Source organism: Streptomyces sp. NPDC102462 (assembly GCF_044765425.1).
In the GTDB taxonomy this organism is placed as follows: Bacteria; Actinomycetota; Actinomycetes; order Streptomycetales; family Streptomycetaceae; genus Streptomyces.
The window spans coordinates 1-14,847 of sequence record NZ_JBIWKB010000065.1; the positions used below are offsets into that span (position 1 = coordinate 1).

Sequence of the window (14,847 nt, forward strand, 5' to 3'; positions counted from 1 at the left end):
CTCCACCCTCGAACGCGGCATCCGCCGAGACGACGACCTCGCCCACGCCTACCGCGACTGGCTCCAAGCCGCTTGACAGGCAATAGGAGCATCAGCAAGAACGGCGCATGCCCCGCCATCCACGAAGACCTCGACTCCGGTGAAGTCATCGTCCAGGGCAAGCCGCTCACCGATCCCGCAGATTTGCGTCAGTTGCAGCACTTCGGCCCTGATGACGCCGCGGTGGCCGTCCCGCGTGAACTCCTCGTCCACCACGGCCCCAAGAAGATGACGTGTGTGCCCGAGCTGATCGACCTGGAGGAGTTCGGCCGGCTCTTCGAGACGTTCGAACACTCGGCCTGGCACCTTGAGACGCGCCGCGGCTACGCCTCGGACCGTGAGGACCTGGGGTACGCCGAGTTCCTTGCCACCGGCACGGCCCCGATGGACCTCGACAGCGACTGGTGCGAGACCATCCGGAAGCAGACCACGAGCCGGAAGTACGTAGGACGGGTACGCGTCGTCGACAACCCGCCGACCGAGGGCCAGCTGTTCCTCCTGTCCTACGCGCGGGTCAACGCGGCCACGGGTGAGGACGTACGGAACCTGTGGCGCGAGGACGCCGAACGGGCGCACCTTCCCGCAGAGGACTTCTGGGTGTTCGACAGCCGCCTGGTGGTGATCCTCCGCTTCGACGAGGGAGACGTTCTCCACGACGTCGAGATCATCACTGAGCCCGCTGAAGTGCTGCGCTACTGCCAGGTGCGGGACGCCGCCGTGCACGCGTCCATCCCGTACGACCAGTTCTCGGCACAGTTGGACGCGAAGGGCTAGACAGGCACCGGTGAGCACGGACTACCAGCAGGCTCGGGAGGCCCTGGGAACACGCCTGAGGGAACTACGTCTCCAGGCCCCGGAAGGGCGGCTCACCGGCACTCAGCTCGCCGAGCGGCTGGGCTGGCCGCACTCCAAGGTGTACAAGCTGGAGGGCGGCCGGCAGACCGCAACCGCCGACGACCTCCGCGCATGGGCCGAAGGCGTCGGCCAACCGGAGGCGTACGAGGAGTTGGACGCCCGCCTGCGGGGATTTGAGTCCCACATCCGCTCGTGGCGCCGCCGGTTGGCCGCCGGCCGCCGGCCCGTACAGGACGGCTGGAACCTCGAAGTCGGCCGGTCCACCGTCATCCGCGCGTGGGAAGAGTCGGTCATCCCCGGCATGCTCCAGACCGCGGACTACGCACGTGCGATCTTCCTGCGGTACGCAGAGTTGCACGGGTCGACGCGCGACACCGACGAAGCCGTCCGGGCTCGCGTGCGTAGCCAGGAGTGGCTCTACGCAGCCGGCCGTAAGTTCCATGCGCTGGTGTGGGAGGCGGCCCTGCACGCGCTGGTGTGTCCGCCGTCGGTCCTCGCCGCCCAACTCGATCGGCTCGCGGGGGTCATCGGCATGGACACCGTGGAACTCGGAATCGTCCCCCTCAGGGCGTCACTGAAAGTGCCGGCCGCAAACGGGTTCTGGATCCTTGATGAACGCCTTGTCGTCGCCGAGGACTGGCACGCCGAGCTGTGGATCGACGACGCCGACAGCATCGCCACCTATCTGCGGGTCTGGAAGACCTTGCAGAAGTCCGCGGTGTACGGGGCTGACGCCCAAGGAGTCGTCAACGCGGCGCGGCGCACGCTGAACACCCGCTGACCGGGCCGAAGAGGACGAAGGAGTCCCCTTCCGCCAGGGGCCTGTCCAGCAGGTCGGGTCGGATGTGGCACTACGGTTCATCGGATCGATCCGAACACCGGCGACGACGAGAGCCCTACGGTCTGGGTCGACGAGGAAAACCACGAACTGGTCTTCCAGGGATGGAAGCCGAGCCCCGAACTCGAAGCCGAATGCGCGGTGTTCGACGTACCCGGCCGTGGGTAAGGGATGCCGGTACACGAGGCAGCGGTCCGTATCCCGGGCAGGATGGTGCACATGATCAGGGAGGCGTGCGATGCGGTCGAGCACCCCGACGTTCGCTGAACTGCTCGCGGACTGCACGCAATCGGCCGTGCACCTGGAGATGCGCGACAGCTACTCGGTCGACAACGAACGACAGCGGTTCGAGGCGTGGCGCCAGGGCTTCCGTCATGACCCAGCCGACCGGGCATCCTGGTGGCGGCCGTGGCTGGACCTGATCCAGGAGACCGTTGCCCGCGGCGTCATTGTCCGGCGCGCCCGGATCGTGTCCGAGCCCGTCAGTGAATACATCCGCTTCGAGCACTCCGGCACCTTCACCAACGTCGCGGCCGGCGAACAGGTGCGCTGGCTCCCACGCCGACGCGCATCCGACATCGCCCTGCCCGGCAACGACTTCTGGCTCTTCGACGGCCGCCTCATCCGGTGGAACCACTTCACCGGCGACGGCGGATCGGCAGGCCAGGAACTCTCCGACGATGCCGCCGCGGTCAAGCTGTGCGCCGCCGCATTCGATGAGGTGTGGGCCAGAGCCGTCCCGCACGAGCAGTACGAGATCCACCCGTAGGAAGCGCCGGTAAGCCAGCCCATGCCCGTCTCCCCGTCCTCGTCAGCCCAGGCCGCCCGTGAGGCCGTCGCCGGACGGCTGCGCGACCTGCGTAAGGAAGCAGGACTGACGATCGTCGAGCTGGCGAACCGGTGCGGCTGGCACCACTCCAAGACGTCCCGCATCGAGAACGCGATCACAGGCCCGACGGCCAACGACATCAGTCAGTGGTGCGCTGCCACCGGGGCGACGTCCCAGGCGCGGGACATCATCGTGCAATCGGTGCACGCCGAGTCGATGTACCGGGAATGGCGCCACCAGCTCCGCAGGGGCCCGACGGAGCTTCAGAAGGGCACCGGCAAGCTCTTCCGCGCCACCAGCCATTTCCGCGTGTACTCATCCACGCTCGTCCCCGGCCTCCTGCAGACCGAGGGCTACGCAACCAGCGTCCTCGGCGCGACAGCCCGCTTCCGTGACCTACCGGACGACGACGGCACCGAAGCCGCGCGTGCCCGGGTCGACCGCTCGCGCGTCATCCATGACTCCGGCCGCCGCTTCGCCCTGCTCATTGAAGAGTCCGTCCTGCACTGCCGGATCGCCGACGTCGACGCGATGGCAGCGCAGCTCGGCTACCTCGTCACCGCCGGCGCAATCCCCACGGTGTCCCTCGGCATCATTCCGGCGGACACGCGGTCGCGTTCCCAGTGGCCGCGCGAGACCTTCCACATGTATGACGACAAACTCGTGTCCGTTGAGCTGGTGTCCGCCCGGGTACGGATCAATCAGCCTTCCGAAGTCGACCTGTACCTCAAGGTGTTCGAGGAGCTGCGTGGCATGGCCGTGTACGGCGCGGAGGCGCGTGCGCTGATCCTCAAGGCGATCGTCGCGTTGGGGTGAACCTGAACGCATGAGGGTGGGCCCGCCCTCCCGCCGAGGGGAGGGCGAGGCCGAGTGTTCAGGTGGTGTGGAACCCTCCGGTTTTTACGCCGGTCACGAATGAGGTGAAGGCGTGGGCCGGGAGGGCCAGTACCGGGCCGTGCGGGTTCTTGGAGTCACGGACGGGGACCAGGCCGCGGGACGCGACGAGGTTGGCGGCGACCTCGACGCAGTTGCCGCCGTTGTTGCTGTAGGAGGACGTGAACCAGCGGGGGGATTCGGTCGTCACGGGGTGCCCTTTCGTAATTGGCTGATCATGGCCACAGATGCCGCCTGGGACAGTGCTTCGGCCTGTAGTTGATGGTAGGCCGTCAGCATGGGCAGCACAGCCGAGGTCTCACGGTCCAGGTGTCCCTGAGCCTGGGACTCGGCATAGGCGAGCAGAGAACGGTCCGGCAGTGTCAGCAAGTTGACTGGTAGGTCGAAGGTCCGACGCTCTCCTAGGTCGAACGGCGCTACTTGCAGGACGGTGTTGGGCCGGGCGGCGAACTCGACCAAGTACTCAAGCTGGGCGCCCATGACTTCCGAGCCGCCAATCGGACGCCGGATGCAGCTCTCGTCCATCACCACGAACACCATGGGCGGCCGGGCCCGCCTCAGAGCGGCCTGCCGTTCCGCCAGGAACGAAACTCGCTCGGAAGCCTGCTCTGGCGTGATGGACCCCCGCTGCACAGCGCTGTCCGCCAGCACCCGTGCGTACTGCGGTGTCTGAAGCAAGCCCGGAATGATCCCGATCTCGTACAGCCGGATCTCCACTGCCCGGCCCTCATGCCCGACGTACTCCGGGAACCCCTCCAGAAGACTGCCGTGACGGATTTCGCGCCACTGGCGTTCGAACGTGTCAGCGGTTCCGACCGTGCCGAAGGCGGCGTCCGCCCTGCGCGCGAAGCGAAGAGTCGGCATCTTGCGACCAACTTCAACGGCAGAGACATGGACACCGGAATAGTCCATGCGTTCGCCCAGGTCTTCCTGTCTCCAGCCTCGCGCCTCCCGCATGCTGCGCACCCGCGCTCCGAAGGCCGCTTGCGGGCTGCTCTCGGGGTTCAGTTCTTTGCGGTTGACCACCCTCGGCACCAACTCTCTGTTCCTGTCTGACACGTTGATGGATTCCCAGACCTGGGCCACGCTGAACCCGCTTGGTAGTGGAATCGCTACGGAGAGGAGTGGTCGTGTCTCGCAACAACGGCCCCACCGAGCGGCAGCAAACCCCCCGCCTTCCCACCCCCGGCACGCTGATGGTGGACGCCGACCAACGGGTCGGAGAGTTCCGCGGTGAGGCGTACGGATTCTGGTTCCTGCGCCCCGTAACAGGCGGCAAGGAATGGTCCGTTGCACCCGAGGACGTACAACCGGCAAGCCCGGCGGAACGCTTGCGCGCCGAGACGGCCCGTGCGAACGCGCGAAGCCGGGGTGAGGTGCTGTGACAGGTCCGACCCGCCGCAGCGGACCGGCGTCCCGTCGCCCGACCCCGTCCGAGAGGGCCGCCGCGCGTGAGGCGGCGCGCGCGGACAAGAACGCGATCATCGAGCGGTACCGGGCGCGCGAGCCGGTGAGCCGGATCGCCGACGCGTACGGCGTGACCGCCGGCTGGCTGTCGCTTCGGCTGGATGAATGGGGTGTCCCGCGTCGGCGGTACTACGAGGCACACCTGCACCGCCGCCCTGCCCGCCGTCTGTTCGGCGGGCGGATGCGACGCCGGAGCGGGGCCGAAGTACGCGCGGCCCAGGCCAAGTTCAGGGAGAGCCGTACCAGCGTGGTCATGCGCTACCGCGGTGGTGAATCCGTCGCGTCCCTCGCCCGGTCGTTCCACGTCAGCCACGCGTGGGCCGCGGAACGGCTGGACGAGTGGGGCGCCTCCCGCAAGGCCCGGCCCGCCACACGCGTCTGCGCGCGCTGTCTGCGGGAGACGACCGAGGCGGTGCTCGTGAAGTGGATCGACACCGGAAGCGGACCCGGGGTCGAGGTATGGACGTGCCCGGAGCACGTGAAGGGATACAACCCGGAAGAGAAGAGCCCCCGGCGCTGAGCCTCCGGGCCGCGGTGAGGCGCCCGAAAACCGGTGGAGCGGCGCCGCCGGGCGCCATTACCGTGCTGCCGAACCAAGTCGTCTGGGCAAGGACGTGCCGTTGTACACCTCGTGAGACACCCCGAGCGCTGATCTGTCGCGCGTCGCACCTGTGCGCCGCGCTGCTTCTTGCTGCGGACTTCTCACTGAAACCGGTGTACTTCTGTGCTCACCACCTGGGTCGTCATGCCCACCTGCCTGCCGCTCGTTCGCCGCCGCTGCCACGCGTGCGCGTCCGAACGCTTCCGGGCGAACGGCAAGTTCCGCGTCAACGCACACCACAAGCTCATCGACGCCTGGCTCCTCGCGCTCTGTACCGCCTGCGGGGAAACCACGAAGCTCACGGTCCTGGAGCGGATGAACGTACGCTCCGTACGACCCGAGCTGCTGGACCGGCTGCACGCCAACGACCCAGCTCTGGCAGCCGAGTTGCTTCAGGGCCCGGTCGTACGGCGCCGCAACCGCATCGCCCTCGACTGGGACGGCGCCTGGCGCCTGGACACCGGCGGATCGGATCACCTGCACCGCGAGGTGATCGACGTCTCGGTCCGCTTCACGGCGCGGATCCCCGTCCGGCCGCTGCGGCTGATCGCGGAAGGCTGCGCCCTTTCGCGAGCCGAGGTCGAGAGACTGCTCACGGAGGGGAATCTCGTCTCGGCGGTACGCCTGAACGGCAAGCTCTCCGACGACTTCACCTTCACCCTCAAACGCTGAGCACACCTAAGGACCAGGGACCTGTCCGACCCGAACCACCGAACGGGTCCCTGGCGGGAGGGGACTCCTTCGTCATCTATTGCCCGGTCAGCGGGTGTTCAGCGCGCGCCGCGCCGCGTTGATGACTCCTTGGGCGTCAGCCCCGTACATCACGGATTCCTGCAAGGTCTTCCAGACACGAGTCCGCCCATCGGGGTCAGTGGGAGCGTGGGGCCACTTTCAGTGCGTTCAGGTTCACCCCAGCGCTTCGATCGCCCTGAGGATCAGCGCACGCGCCTCCGCCCCGTACACGGCCAGCTCCGCAAGCCGGGCGAACGCCCGCAGGTAGATGTCCAGTTCGCCGGGTGCCGTGACGGTCACTTTCGCCGCAAGCAGCTCCACATGGATCCGTGTCTCGTCGAAGACGGTGAACTGCTCAAAAGGCCACATGGCGCCTTCCCTGGAGACACCGGCCGGGATGATGCCCAACGAGACAGATGGCAAGGCCATCGTGGCAAGCAGGTGGCCAAGCTGTCCGGCCATGACGTCCTTGTCGCCGATGCGGTGGTTGAGGACGTGCTCCTCGATCAGAGTCGCGAACCGGTGGTCGCCTTCTTGAAGGACCCGGGCACGTCGCATGCGCACGGCGACCGCTTCGCTGACGTCGTCCGGGGTGCCGCGGAATCCCGCGATGGTGCCCATGAGGGCAGTGGCGTAACCGGGTGTCTGAAGGTAACCGGGCATGACGTGGGAGGCGTACACGCGGAACGTACGGGTGCGCTCGTACAGCTTGGCGGAGGTCTCTGCCAACTGCTTCATGCCCGTGCGCTGGAGCCGCTTCCATTGCAGGTACATGGAGTCGGCCTGCCGGCTGGCCGCGATGATGTCGGGCGCCTGCTCGTCGGCCCCGCACGCTGTGCACCAGGCGCGTATGTCGGCGTCGGACGGGGCGGTTACGGCGTTCTCGATCCTGGAGGACTTGGCCACGGACCAGCCCGCCAGGCGAGCAAGTTCCTTGCTGGTGATGCCCGCGTCCAGGCGCAGCTCCCTCAACCGTGTCACGAGAGCTGCGCGCGCTTCCTGCACGCCGGACGTGGGGAACGTGGGCATCCCGGTTACTTGACCTCGTACTGGTCGTGCGGGACGGCCCGCTCCCAGATCCGTTCGAACGCAGCCGCGTGCTGGTCGACCACGGCAGGGTCGTCGCACAGTTCCTTGCTGATCCACTCGCCGTCACCCGAGAAGTGGTGAGCGCGCATCAGACGCCCGTCAAAGATCCACAGGTCGCTGCCGGGCACGAGCAGGTCCCATGCCTGACTCCGGGGCAGCCAGCGCACATGCTCGCCGGCCTCCAGATTGGCGCGGGTCTGGTAGTGCTCCCAGCGGATGTAGTCGGTGACCGGTTCGGAGATGATCCGGGCGCGGCGGATGGTCACGCCGCGGTCTACTGCGTTGGCGATGTCCTGGTGGAAGGGACGCCACCAGGAAGCCCGGTCGTCCCAGTCGACACGCCCGCCGTCCTGCCACGCCTCGAAGCGGGGGTTGCTGTAGTAGGCGTCCCGCATCTCCAGGTGGACGGCCGACTTCGTGGTCGCGGCGAGGAGTTCAGCGAACTCCGGGATCGAGTTCATCGCAGGCCTTTCGGAGGATCGGGATCATGCGGGCCGGGATCCTGATGACGGTTTCTCCGGGTGGGATGGGCGCCCGGGCCGGGGACAGAGCGTCGCAGGCCGCGGTCGTCTCCTCGTCGGCTCGGTAGCTCTGGACCAGCATGTCTTCCGTGTCCGGGTCCACCCAGACGGTGGGGCATCCGTCCTCGTCCGTCTCGGGGTCGATCCCGACGAAGTGAATGGTCATCGGTGGCTTGCCTCCCGCGCTGGTCGGTTGCAGCGATTTACACCACCGTCTTGCCTACGAATCACGCGGTCAAGAGTACGTATCGGCTACGGCCTGCGGCTACAACTGCCGTGTAATTCGGTGCAACTCCGTTGCCGGGCCCCTGAGGGAGTTCCTACCGTCGGCGGGTGTGAGAAGGACTACCGCCCCGCTCGGCCCTGTACGGGGCGAGCGCCGAGGTGGGTGCATCACGGCACGGAGACCGTTTCTCCGAACAGGATCACCGGAGGTCAGCCATGGCCAGGACCAACCTGTACGAGGTGCCCGCAGCCGCCGACGCCCCCGCACGCACGTGGTGCGGCGGCAACCTCGTCGGCGACAACGAGACGTGCGTGACCACCACCCAACTGGCCGGTACGGACGCGTTCGCCGTCACCGACTCCAAGCCCGAGGGCTCCGGGCGCGAGCTGCGCATGACCGGCTCGGAGCTGGACACGTTCGCCGTCCGCTGGGCCCGCGCCCGGGGTCTGACGCTCTAGCCTGACCGCCCACCTCACCGCACACCACGGGCCGCCCCGCGTCGGCGGGTCGGCCCGTCCGGAGGACGCATGACCACCATCGCACCACAGGCACCCGAGATCACCAGCCAGACCTGGGCGGGCCACTGGCACGGCTTCGGCCCCTGGCTCGGCTCGCCCGGCCACTACGCGAAGAAGGGCAACAGGAGGCCGCCCCACCCTGTGCGGCCACGGCAACGCCCCGAAGGGGCGCGGAGAACTGCGCGACCAGCCACGACGGTGCCGCAGACGATCGCGGACATATCGCGGAATGTCCAGCGGAGCGCTTAGGCACTCACATGGCTGAAGCGCGGATACACCGACCACCCACCGTACGAGCGAATCGACGGCGGGCAGACGTACATCAGCCTGGAGGGAAAACTCGCCTACGCCGCCGACGTCCTCCCCCGGGGAGTCGACGTCACCTGGGTCTCCACTACACCCAGACGCGCAGCCTCCTCTCACTGGCCGTCGTGTGCTGCCCGAACCTCTTCCACCCGGACCTGAAGTGCCCCCTGCTCCCTCGACGATGAGGAGATCAGATGTCGCTGAACCTGCTGCTGCCCCCGCAGGAACTGGCCGGCCTTCTGGCCGACTGGCCCACCGAGCCCCGCGTGTACGCGCGCGGGCGCACGGCACTCGACGGCATCGTCACCGTCCGCTCCCTGCACGAGTGGATCGGCACGGGATGCGTCCCAGCTGCCGAGGTCGCGGTCATGAAGGCCGGCCCCTCCAACCGGGAGGCCTTCAAAACCGACGGGCGTACCGACCCCGTCAAACTCCGCACGCTCTACGCAGATGGCCACACCATCCGTCTGGGCAACCTCCAACGCGTCATCCCGGCCCTCGCAACCATGTCCAAGGCCATCCAGCGGGAGACCGGCTACAGCAACTACGTCCACGCCTTCCTCACCCCGGCCGGTGAACAGGGACTGCTGCACCACTGGGACCAGCAGATGGCGCTCATCGCACAAATCGCCGGCACCAAGACATGGCAGCTGTGGAAACCGGTGCACGAAGCCCTCATGCGCGAGTACCAGGAGTCCTTCCGGGTCTGGCAGCCCGACTTCATCCCCGCCTGGGAGGCCGCCGGGCCCGACCTGTCCATCGACCTTGAGGCCGGGCAGACCCTGCTGTTGCCGAGAGGCTGGGTGCACAACCCGCACGCCCTGGGCCACACCGAGGACAGCGTCCACCTCACCTGTGCCATCCGCGAGCGCACCCCCCAGTGGCTCGCGGAAAAGCTCGTGGCCCGCGCGATCGAAGAACCAGATTTCCGGCGCGTCATCGCGCCCCGCGACCTGCTGGGCCCCACACTCACCGACCAACTGGACCAGACCGTCCAAGCACTCAGGACGTACCTCGACGCACTGGACCCGGCCGAGACCGCCGATCTCGTCCGTAAGGCAGCGCTGGACGAACTGGAGTACACCACCTGACCACCCCCACGTCGCCCCGCTCGCCCGTCACCCCCGTGCGGTCCGACGTTCCACCGGGCCAGCCCCCGGTCGTGCGGCGCCGCAACCACCCTCAAACGCTAAGCCCTCGCCGAGTCCACGCAGCGCAGGTGAAAACCGGTGGACACAGTTACTTGTGCGTCCTAGCCTCACCGGGGTTCGAAGTTCCCACGTCCGGATGAGGTGCATTTGATGACGGTCCAGGCAACGGCGACCTGCGTCAACAGGCCGTTCCCCGTGCACGCCAAGACCTCATCGGACGTAAGGAACCCCAACAGTGGATCTTCCACGTAGCTTCACCATTCGCGAGAGCAGTCACCGCATCCACAACCCGTTCACCAGCGAGAAGCTGGCTGCCCTGGGGCAGGCGCTGCACTTGGCCCCCGGGACACGCGTGCTCGACCTCGCCAGCGGGTCGGGCGAGATGCTGTGCACCTGGGCGCACGCCCACGGCATCGTCGGGACCGGAGTGGACATCAGCACCGAGTTCACGGCCGGGGCCCGTGCCCGGGCATCCGAGCTCGGCGTTGCCGATCAGGTGGTTTTCCTTCACGGCGATGCATCCGGCTATGTCGCGGACGAACCCGTCGACCTCGCCGCGTGCGTCGGCGCCACCTGGATCGGCAACGGAGTGGCCGGCACGATCGATCTGCTCCGTCGCAGCCTCCGCCCCGGTGGCATCCTGCTGATCGGCGAACCGTACTGGCGCCAGGACCCCCTGGACCAGCACACCGCCGAAGCGTGCCTCGCCAGCGGCAAGGATGACTTCCGGCTGCTGCCCGAGCTGATCGAGCAGTTCGGCGAACTGGAGTACGACGTCGTCGAGATGATGCTTGCCGACCAGGACAGCTGGGATCGGTATCAGGCCGCGCAGTGGATCAACATCCGACGCTGGCTCGACCGGAATCCCGATGACGAGTTGGCCGCCGAACTGAGAGCCGAGCTGTCCGAGGAACCGGCCCGCTACGCCAGGTACCAGCGTGAATACCTCGGCTGGGGGGTCTTCGCTCTCATGTGCCGCTGACGGTCACAACGATACCGGGGCCGGCAGCATACCGCCGGCCCCGCTTGCCAAGTGATTCATGACGCGGGCCGGACGAACCCTGGGGCGCTGGGGTGCCGCCGGGAGCCCGGCTGAGTTCACGATCACCGTCAGTGCGGACGGGCAGTCCTGCCGCTGGTAGGAGGCCACCTCACAGGGGGGCGGGCGGCGGGGGGAGGGTGTGGTCGCGGGGGTGTAACCGGGTGCCCGCACGGGACGTAACACGGTCGACGCACGCTGGGGCGCATGGAGATCGTCTCGACGCCCACCCACTGCCCGTACTGCGCCCTGCAGTGCGGGATGCGTCTGTCGCCCGTGCCGGGGGGTGTCGAGGTGACCGAGCGCGCGGACTTCCCGGTGAACCGGGGGGCGCTGTGCGGCAAGGGCCGTACGGCGCCCGCGTTGCTCGCGTCGGGCCTGCGGCTGACGTCCCCGCTGGTGCGTGCGGGCGGGGCCCTCGTGCCGGCCGGCTGGGACGAGGCGCTGGACCGGATCGCCGCGGGCCTGTCCGCGGCGCGGAACGGGTACGGCGCCGACGCCGTCGGAGTGTTCGGCGGGGGCGGGCTGACCAACGAGAAGGCGTACGCGCTCGGCAAGTTCGCGCGCGTCGTCCTCGGCACCTCCCAGATCGACTACAACGGCCGTTTCTGCATGTCGTCCGCGGCTGCGGCCGGCACGCGCGCCTTCGGACTCGACCGGGGGCTGCCCTTCCCGCTGGAGGACATCCCGCGCACCGGCTGTCTGATCCTGGTCGGCTCCAACCTCGCCGAGACCATGCCGCCCGCGCTGCGTTACCTCACCGAACTGCGGGAGAACGGCGGCACGTTGATCGTCGTCGACCCGCGCCGCACCCGCACCGCCGAGCAGGCTGACCTGCACCTGGCGCCCCGGCCGGGCACCGATCTCGCGCTGGCGCTCGGCCTGCTGCACCTGGTGGTGGCGGAGGGCCGCACGGACGAGACGTACATCCGGGAGCGCACGAGCGGCTGGCCGGAGGCGCGGGCGGCGGCGATGGCGCACTGGCCGGAGTACGTGGAGCGGATCACCGGGGTGCCGGTCCCCCAACTCAGGGAAGCGGTACGGCTGTTCTGCGAGCCGGAGGCGGCGATGGTGCTCACCGCGCGGGGGCCGGAACAGCACTCCAAGGGCACCGACACGGTGGGCGCCTGGATCAACCTGTGCCTGGCCACCGGGCGGGCGGGCCGGCCGCTGTCCGGGTACGGCTGTCTGACCGGGCAGGGCAACGGGCAGGGCGGGCGCGAACACGGCCAGAAGGCCGACCAGTTGCCCGGCTACCGCAAGCTGACAGACCCGGCGGCGCGGCGGCATGTCGCGGAGGTGTGGGGCGTCGACCCGGACACGCTGCCGGGTCCTGGCCGCAGCGCGTACGAACTCCTCGACGCCCTCGGCACGGACGTGCGCGCGCTGCTGCTGATGGGGTCCAACCCGGTGGTGTCGGCGCCGCGCGCGGCCCACATCGAGGGCCGGATCCGGTCGCTGGACTTCCTGGCTGTGGCGGACGTCGTGCTCTCGGAGACGGCGGCGCTCGCGGACGTCGTCCTGCCGGTCACCCAGTGGGCCGAGGAGACGGGCACGACGACCAGTCTGGAGGGCCGGGTGCTGCTGCGTCGGCGGGCCCTCGACCCGCCCGACGGGGTACGCAGCGACCTGGAGGTACTGCACGGGCTCGCCGACCGGCTGGGCGTGCAGAAGGGCTTCCCGACGGACCCCGAGGAGGTCTTCGACGAGTTGCGCCGAGCGAGCGCGGGCGGCCCGGCGGACTACTCGGGCATCACCTACGACCGCCTGACCAGGGAGAACGGCGTGTTCTGGCCCTGCCCGGAACCGACGCCGGAACCGACGGTTGCGGCGGGTACGGCGGCGACACCCAGTGCGGCGGCTGCGGCGGGCGCGGCGGGTACGGCGGGTACGGCGGTGACTCCCAGCACGCCGGCCGTGGCCGCCCCGGCCGGGCCTCACCCGGGTACCCCCCGGCTGTTTCTCGATCGGTTTGCCACCGGGGACGGGCGGGCCCGGTTCGTGGCTGTGGCGCATCGGCCGGCCGCCGAGGAGCCGGACGCCGAGTACCCGGTGCTGCTGACCACCGGGCGGGTCGTGGCGCAGTACCAGTCCGGCGCCCAGACCCGGCGGGTGGCCGAGCTGAACGCCGCGGCGCCCGGCCCGTACGTCGAACTGCACCCGCGGCTCGCGGCACGGCTGGGCGCGGCCGACGGCGACCCGGTGGCGGTGGTGTCCCGGCGCGGACGCGCCGTGGCGCCCGCGCGGATCACGGCCGCCATCCGGCCGGACACCGTGTTCATGCCGTTCCACTGGCCCGGCGAGGGCCGCGCGAACACGCTCACCAACCCGGCGCTCGACCCCACCTCCCGGATGCCCGAGTTCAAGGTGTGCGCGGTGCGCGTGGAGCGCGCGGAGCCCTGACGTCCCGGGCCGGCCACGCGCCGTCCGCGATCAGCCGGCCGTGGCTCCGCAGCCGGGCGGCGACCGCCGGTGCGGCCAGGTACACCCAGGCGCGGACGGTGCTGCCGTCGCCGCGCAGGACGTCCCGGCCGACGCGTTCGTACAGGCTGCGCGGGTCGCCCGGCACGTACTCCTCCAACCGGTCCAGCTCGGCGAGGAGCCGCCGGTAGTCCTCGGGCCGCGCGGTGACCAGGTCGCCGTGCACGACTCCGGCCGGTGCCGCGACGGCGTACGGGTAGCCGGGGCCGTCGTACAGCACCGCGCCGGTGAGGCGGCCGGGCTCCGCCCCGGCGGTACGGCCGCGCAGGTACCGGTCGTGGTGGCGGGCGCCGGGGCGGAGGGTGCCGTACACGAAGAACGGGAGCGCCGGGGTCGTCACGGCACCGATTCTCCACCCCAGTGCGGGTGTGTCACCCGTTCTCACGCCCCGGGCGGGCCGCCGTTCGTGTGCTCTTCCGGTGTGGCGCGGCGCACGCCCTTGACCTGCCGGAACGCCGGCCCCGGCGGGGGCCCTCGCGGCGCGGACGACACCCGTTCACCGCAGTTCTGACGGCCTTTCAGGAAGCGGCGCGGGCCGCGCGGGCTTTACCTCGGTAGGGCAGGGACGCGACCGACTCGGCGGCACAGGGGGTGCCGCGGGCCGCGGCCCCTGGGACGCGAGGGAGCACGATGCGACGCACAGCCCGCACGCTGACCGGTACCGCGCTCGCCGTCGCGGCAGCGGGTCTCGCCGCCACGCCCGCCCACGGTGCCCGCCCCACCGACGCGGCGGCCCACCCACGCGGCGCGCCGGGCGCCGCGGCGGCGGCCGGCACCCTGGAGGTGTACCCGTCCACCGCGGTTCCGGGCGGGCAGGTCACGGTGAACACCAAGGCGTGCGGCGGCACCGCGGCGGGCGACGCCACCGCGGTCGGCGCCGGCACCTTCACCCTGGCGCCCAGCTCCCACGAGGGCGACGCGATCGGCCAGTTCCGGGTGCCGCCGAGCGCACAGCCGGGGACGTACGAGATCGTCGCCCGGTGCGCCGACGGCGACCGGCAGGTGACGGGCGACCTCATGGTGACGCTGTCCGGGGCGCACGGGCAGGTGCAACCGCACGGAAGCGTGAAGACGGGGGTCGGCGGCGCGCTCGGCTCCGACCCCGTACAGACCGCGGCAGGCGTGGCGGCCCTGGCTGTCGCCGCCGCGGGCGGTACCTGGCTCCTGCATCGCCGGGCGAGAGGCGACAGGATCTGACGGACACCCTCCGCTGTCCGTCCGCCGGTACCGCACATCCCCTCCCCCTCCGGGTCCGACGCCC

18 protein-coding genes and 1 pseudogene are annotated in these 14,847 nt (G+C 69.7%); 13 read left to right on the forward strand and 6 right to left on the reverse strand.

Translation table 11 applies throughout. From position 1 onward, the window contains the following. The first annotated feature begins 72 nt into the window (after window positions 1-72). The 5 genes and pseudogenes from ACIRFL_RS36390 (at window position 73) to ACIRFL_RS36410 (ending at window position 3,377) form a co-directional block, all read left to right on the forward strand. A complete protein-coding gene (locus ACIRFL_RS36390) occupies window positions 73-813 on the forward strand; it encodes a DUF6879 family protein (protein WP_404037589.1) in 741 nt (246 codons plus the stop codon). Between the two features lie 10 nt (window positions 814-823). After that, window positions 824-1,675, forward strand: coding sequence for a helix-turn-helix domain-containing protein (locus ACIRFL_RS36395; protein WP_404037592.1), 852 nt, complete (start codon window positions 824-826; stop codon window positions 1,673-1,675). Window positions 1,676-1,739: 64 nt separating this feature from the next. Beyond that, window positions 1,740-1,999, forward strand: a pseudogene (locus tag ACIRFL_RS36400) (hypothetical protein). Continuing rightward, window positions 1,971-2,501: a DUF6879 family protein gene (locus tag ACIRFL_RS36405; protein ID WP_404037595.1), complete on the forward strand. Its 531-nt coding sequence runs from the start codon at window positions 1,971-1,973 to the stop codon at window positions 2,499-2,501. Before ACIRFL_RS36400 ends, ACIRFL_RS36405 begins: the two are co-directional and overlap by 29 nt. A 21-nt stretch (window positions 2,502-2,522) precedes the next feature. Continuing rightward, window positions 2,523-3,377 carry a helix-turn-helix domain-containing protein gene (locus ACIRFL_RS36410; protein ID WP_404037598.1) on the forward strand — a complete coding sequence of 285 codons (855 nt, stop codon included), beginning with the start codon at window positions 2,523-2,525 and terminating at the stop codon, window positions 3,375-3,377. Between the two features lie 58 nt (window positions 3,378-3,435). Here the strand turns inward: ACIRFL_RS36410 and ACIRFL_RS36415 are convergent, their stop codons facing one another. Together ACIRFL_RS36415 and ACIRFL_RS36420 are read right to left on the reverse strand one after the other, a co-directional pair. Then, entirely contained in the window at window positions 3,436-3,645 is a 210-nt protein-coding gene (locus tag ACIRFL_RS36415; protein WP_404037601.1) for a DUF397 domain-containing protein, read from the reverse strand. Continuing rightward, the gene (locus ACIRFL_RS36420; protein ID WP_404037711.1) at window positions 3,642-4,481 is read right to left on the reverse strand and encodes a Scr1 family TA system antitoxin-like transcriptional regulator; all 840 of its coding nucleotides are present in this window, start codon (window positions 4,479-4,481) and stop codon (window positions 3,642-3,644) included. Before ACIRFL_RS36420 ends, ACIRFL_RS36415 begins: the two co-directional genes overlap by 4 nt. Window positions 4,482-4,585: 104 nt before the next feature. Between ACIRFL_RS36420 and ACIRFL_RS36425 the strand changes: the two genes are divergently transcribed. The 3 genes from ACIRFL_RS36425 (at window position 4,586) to ACIRFL_RS36435 (ending at window position 6,195) form a co-directional block, all read left to right on the forward strand. Further along, entirely contained in the window at window positions 4,586-4,840 is a 255-nt protein-coding gene (locus ACIRFL_RS36425) for a hypothetical protein (RefSeq protein WP_404037603.1), read from the forward strand. Further along, entirely contained in the window at window positions 4,837-5,442 is a 606-nt protein-coding gene (locus ACIRFL_RS36430) for a hypothetical protein (RefSeq protein WP_404037606.1), read from the forward strand. The genes ACIRFL_RS36425 and ACIRFL_RS36430 overlap by 4 nt, the downstream gene beginning before the upstream one ends. Window positions 5,443-5,646: 204 nt before the next feature. After that, window positions 5,647-6,195: a DUF1062 domain-containing protein gene (locus ACIRFL_RS36435; RefSeq protein WP_404037608.1), complete on the forward strand. Its 549-nt coding sequence runs from the start codon at window positions 5,647-5,649 to the stop codon at window positions 6,193-6,195. Between the two features lie 234 nt (window positions 6,196-6,429). On the opposite strand, the gene ACIRFL_RS36440 is transcribed toward ACIRFL_RS36435, so the two are convergent. The 3 genes from ACIRFL_RS36440 to ACIRFL_RS36450 are packed head-to-tail and all read right to left on the reverse strand — an operon-like array spanning window position 6,430 to window position 8,031. After that, window positions 6,430-7,284: a helix-turn-helix domain-containing protein gene (locus ACIRFL_RS36440; protein ID WP_404037611.1), complete on the reverse strand. Its 855-nt coding sequence runs from the start codon at window positions 7,282-7,284 to the stop codon at window positions 6,430-6,432. A 5-nt stretch (window positions 7,285-7,289) separates the two neighbouring features. After that, window positions 7,290-7,805 carry a DUF6879 family protein gene (locus tag ACIRFL_RS36445; RefSeq protein ID WP_404037614.1) on the reverse strand — a complete coding sequence of 172 codons (516 nt, stop codon included), beginning with the start codon at window positions 7,803-7,805 and terminating at the stop codon, window positions 7,290-7,292. Beyond that, window positions 7,780-8,031, reverse strand: coding sequence for a hypothetical protein (locus tag ACIRFL_RS36450; protein ID WP_404037617.1), 252 nt, complete (start codon window positions 8,029-8,031; stop codon window positions 7,780-7,782). Before ACIRFL_RS36450 ends, ACIRFL_RS36445 begins: the two co-directional genes overlap by 26 nt. A gap of 275 nt (window positions 8,032-8,306) precedes the next feature. On the opposite strand from ACIRFL_RS36450, the gene ACIRFL_RS36455 reads away from it, so the two are divergent. From ACIRFL_RS36455 to ACIRFL_RS36470, 4 genes are all read left to right on the forward strand, one after another. Then, on the forward strand, window positions 8,307-8,549 hold the full coding sequence (locus ACIRFL_RS36455; RefSeq protein ID WP_404037620.1) for a DUF397 domain-containing protein: 243 nt from the start codon (window positions 8,307-8,309) through the stop codon (window positions 8,547-8,549). Between the two features lie 560 nt (window positions 8,550-9,109). Next, window positions 9,110-10,006, forward strand: a complete 897-nt coding sequence (locus ACIRFL_RS36460) for a JmjC domain-containing protein (protein WP_404037623.1) — start codon at window positions 9,110-9,112, stop codon at window positions 10,004-10,006. Window positions 10,007-10,301: 295 nt separating this feature from the next. After that, a complete protein-coding gene (locus ACIRFL_RS36465) occupies window positions 10,302-11,048 on the forward strand; it encodes an SAM-dependent methyltransferase (RefSeq protein ID WP_404037626.1) in 747 nt (248 codons plus the stop codon). 264 nt (window positions 11,049-11,312) lie between these two features. After that, window positions 11,313-13,508, forward strand: coding sequence for a molybdopterin oxidoreductase family protein (locus ACIRFL_RS36470; protein WP_404037629.1), 2,196 nt, complete (start codon window positions 11,313-11,315; stop codon window positions 13,506-13,508). On the opposite strand, the gene ACIRFL_RS36475 is transcribed toward ACIRFL_RS36470, so the two are convergent. Then, window positions 13,468-13,926, reverse strand: a complete 459-nt coding sequence (locus ACIRFL_RS36475) for a gamma-glutamylcyclotransferase family protein (protein WP_404037632.1) — start codon at window positions 13,924-13,926, stop codon at window positions 13,468-13,470. The two genes, ACIRFL_RS36470 and ACIRFL_RS36475, sit on opposite strands and share 41 nt — an antisense overlap. A 290-nt stretch (window positions 13,927-14,216) precedes the next feature. Between ACIRFL_RS36475 and ACIRFL_RS36480 the strand changes: the two genes are divergently transcribed. After that, window positions 14,217-14,783: a hypothetical protein gene (locus tag ACIRFL_RS36480; RefSeq protein WP_404037635.1), complete on the forward strand. Its 567-nt coding sequence runs from the start codon at window positions 14,217-14,219 to the stop codon at window positions 14,781-14,783. Window positions 14,784-14,847: the final 64 nt, after the last annotated feature.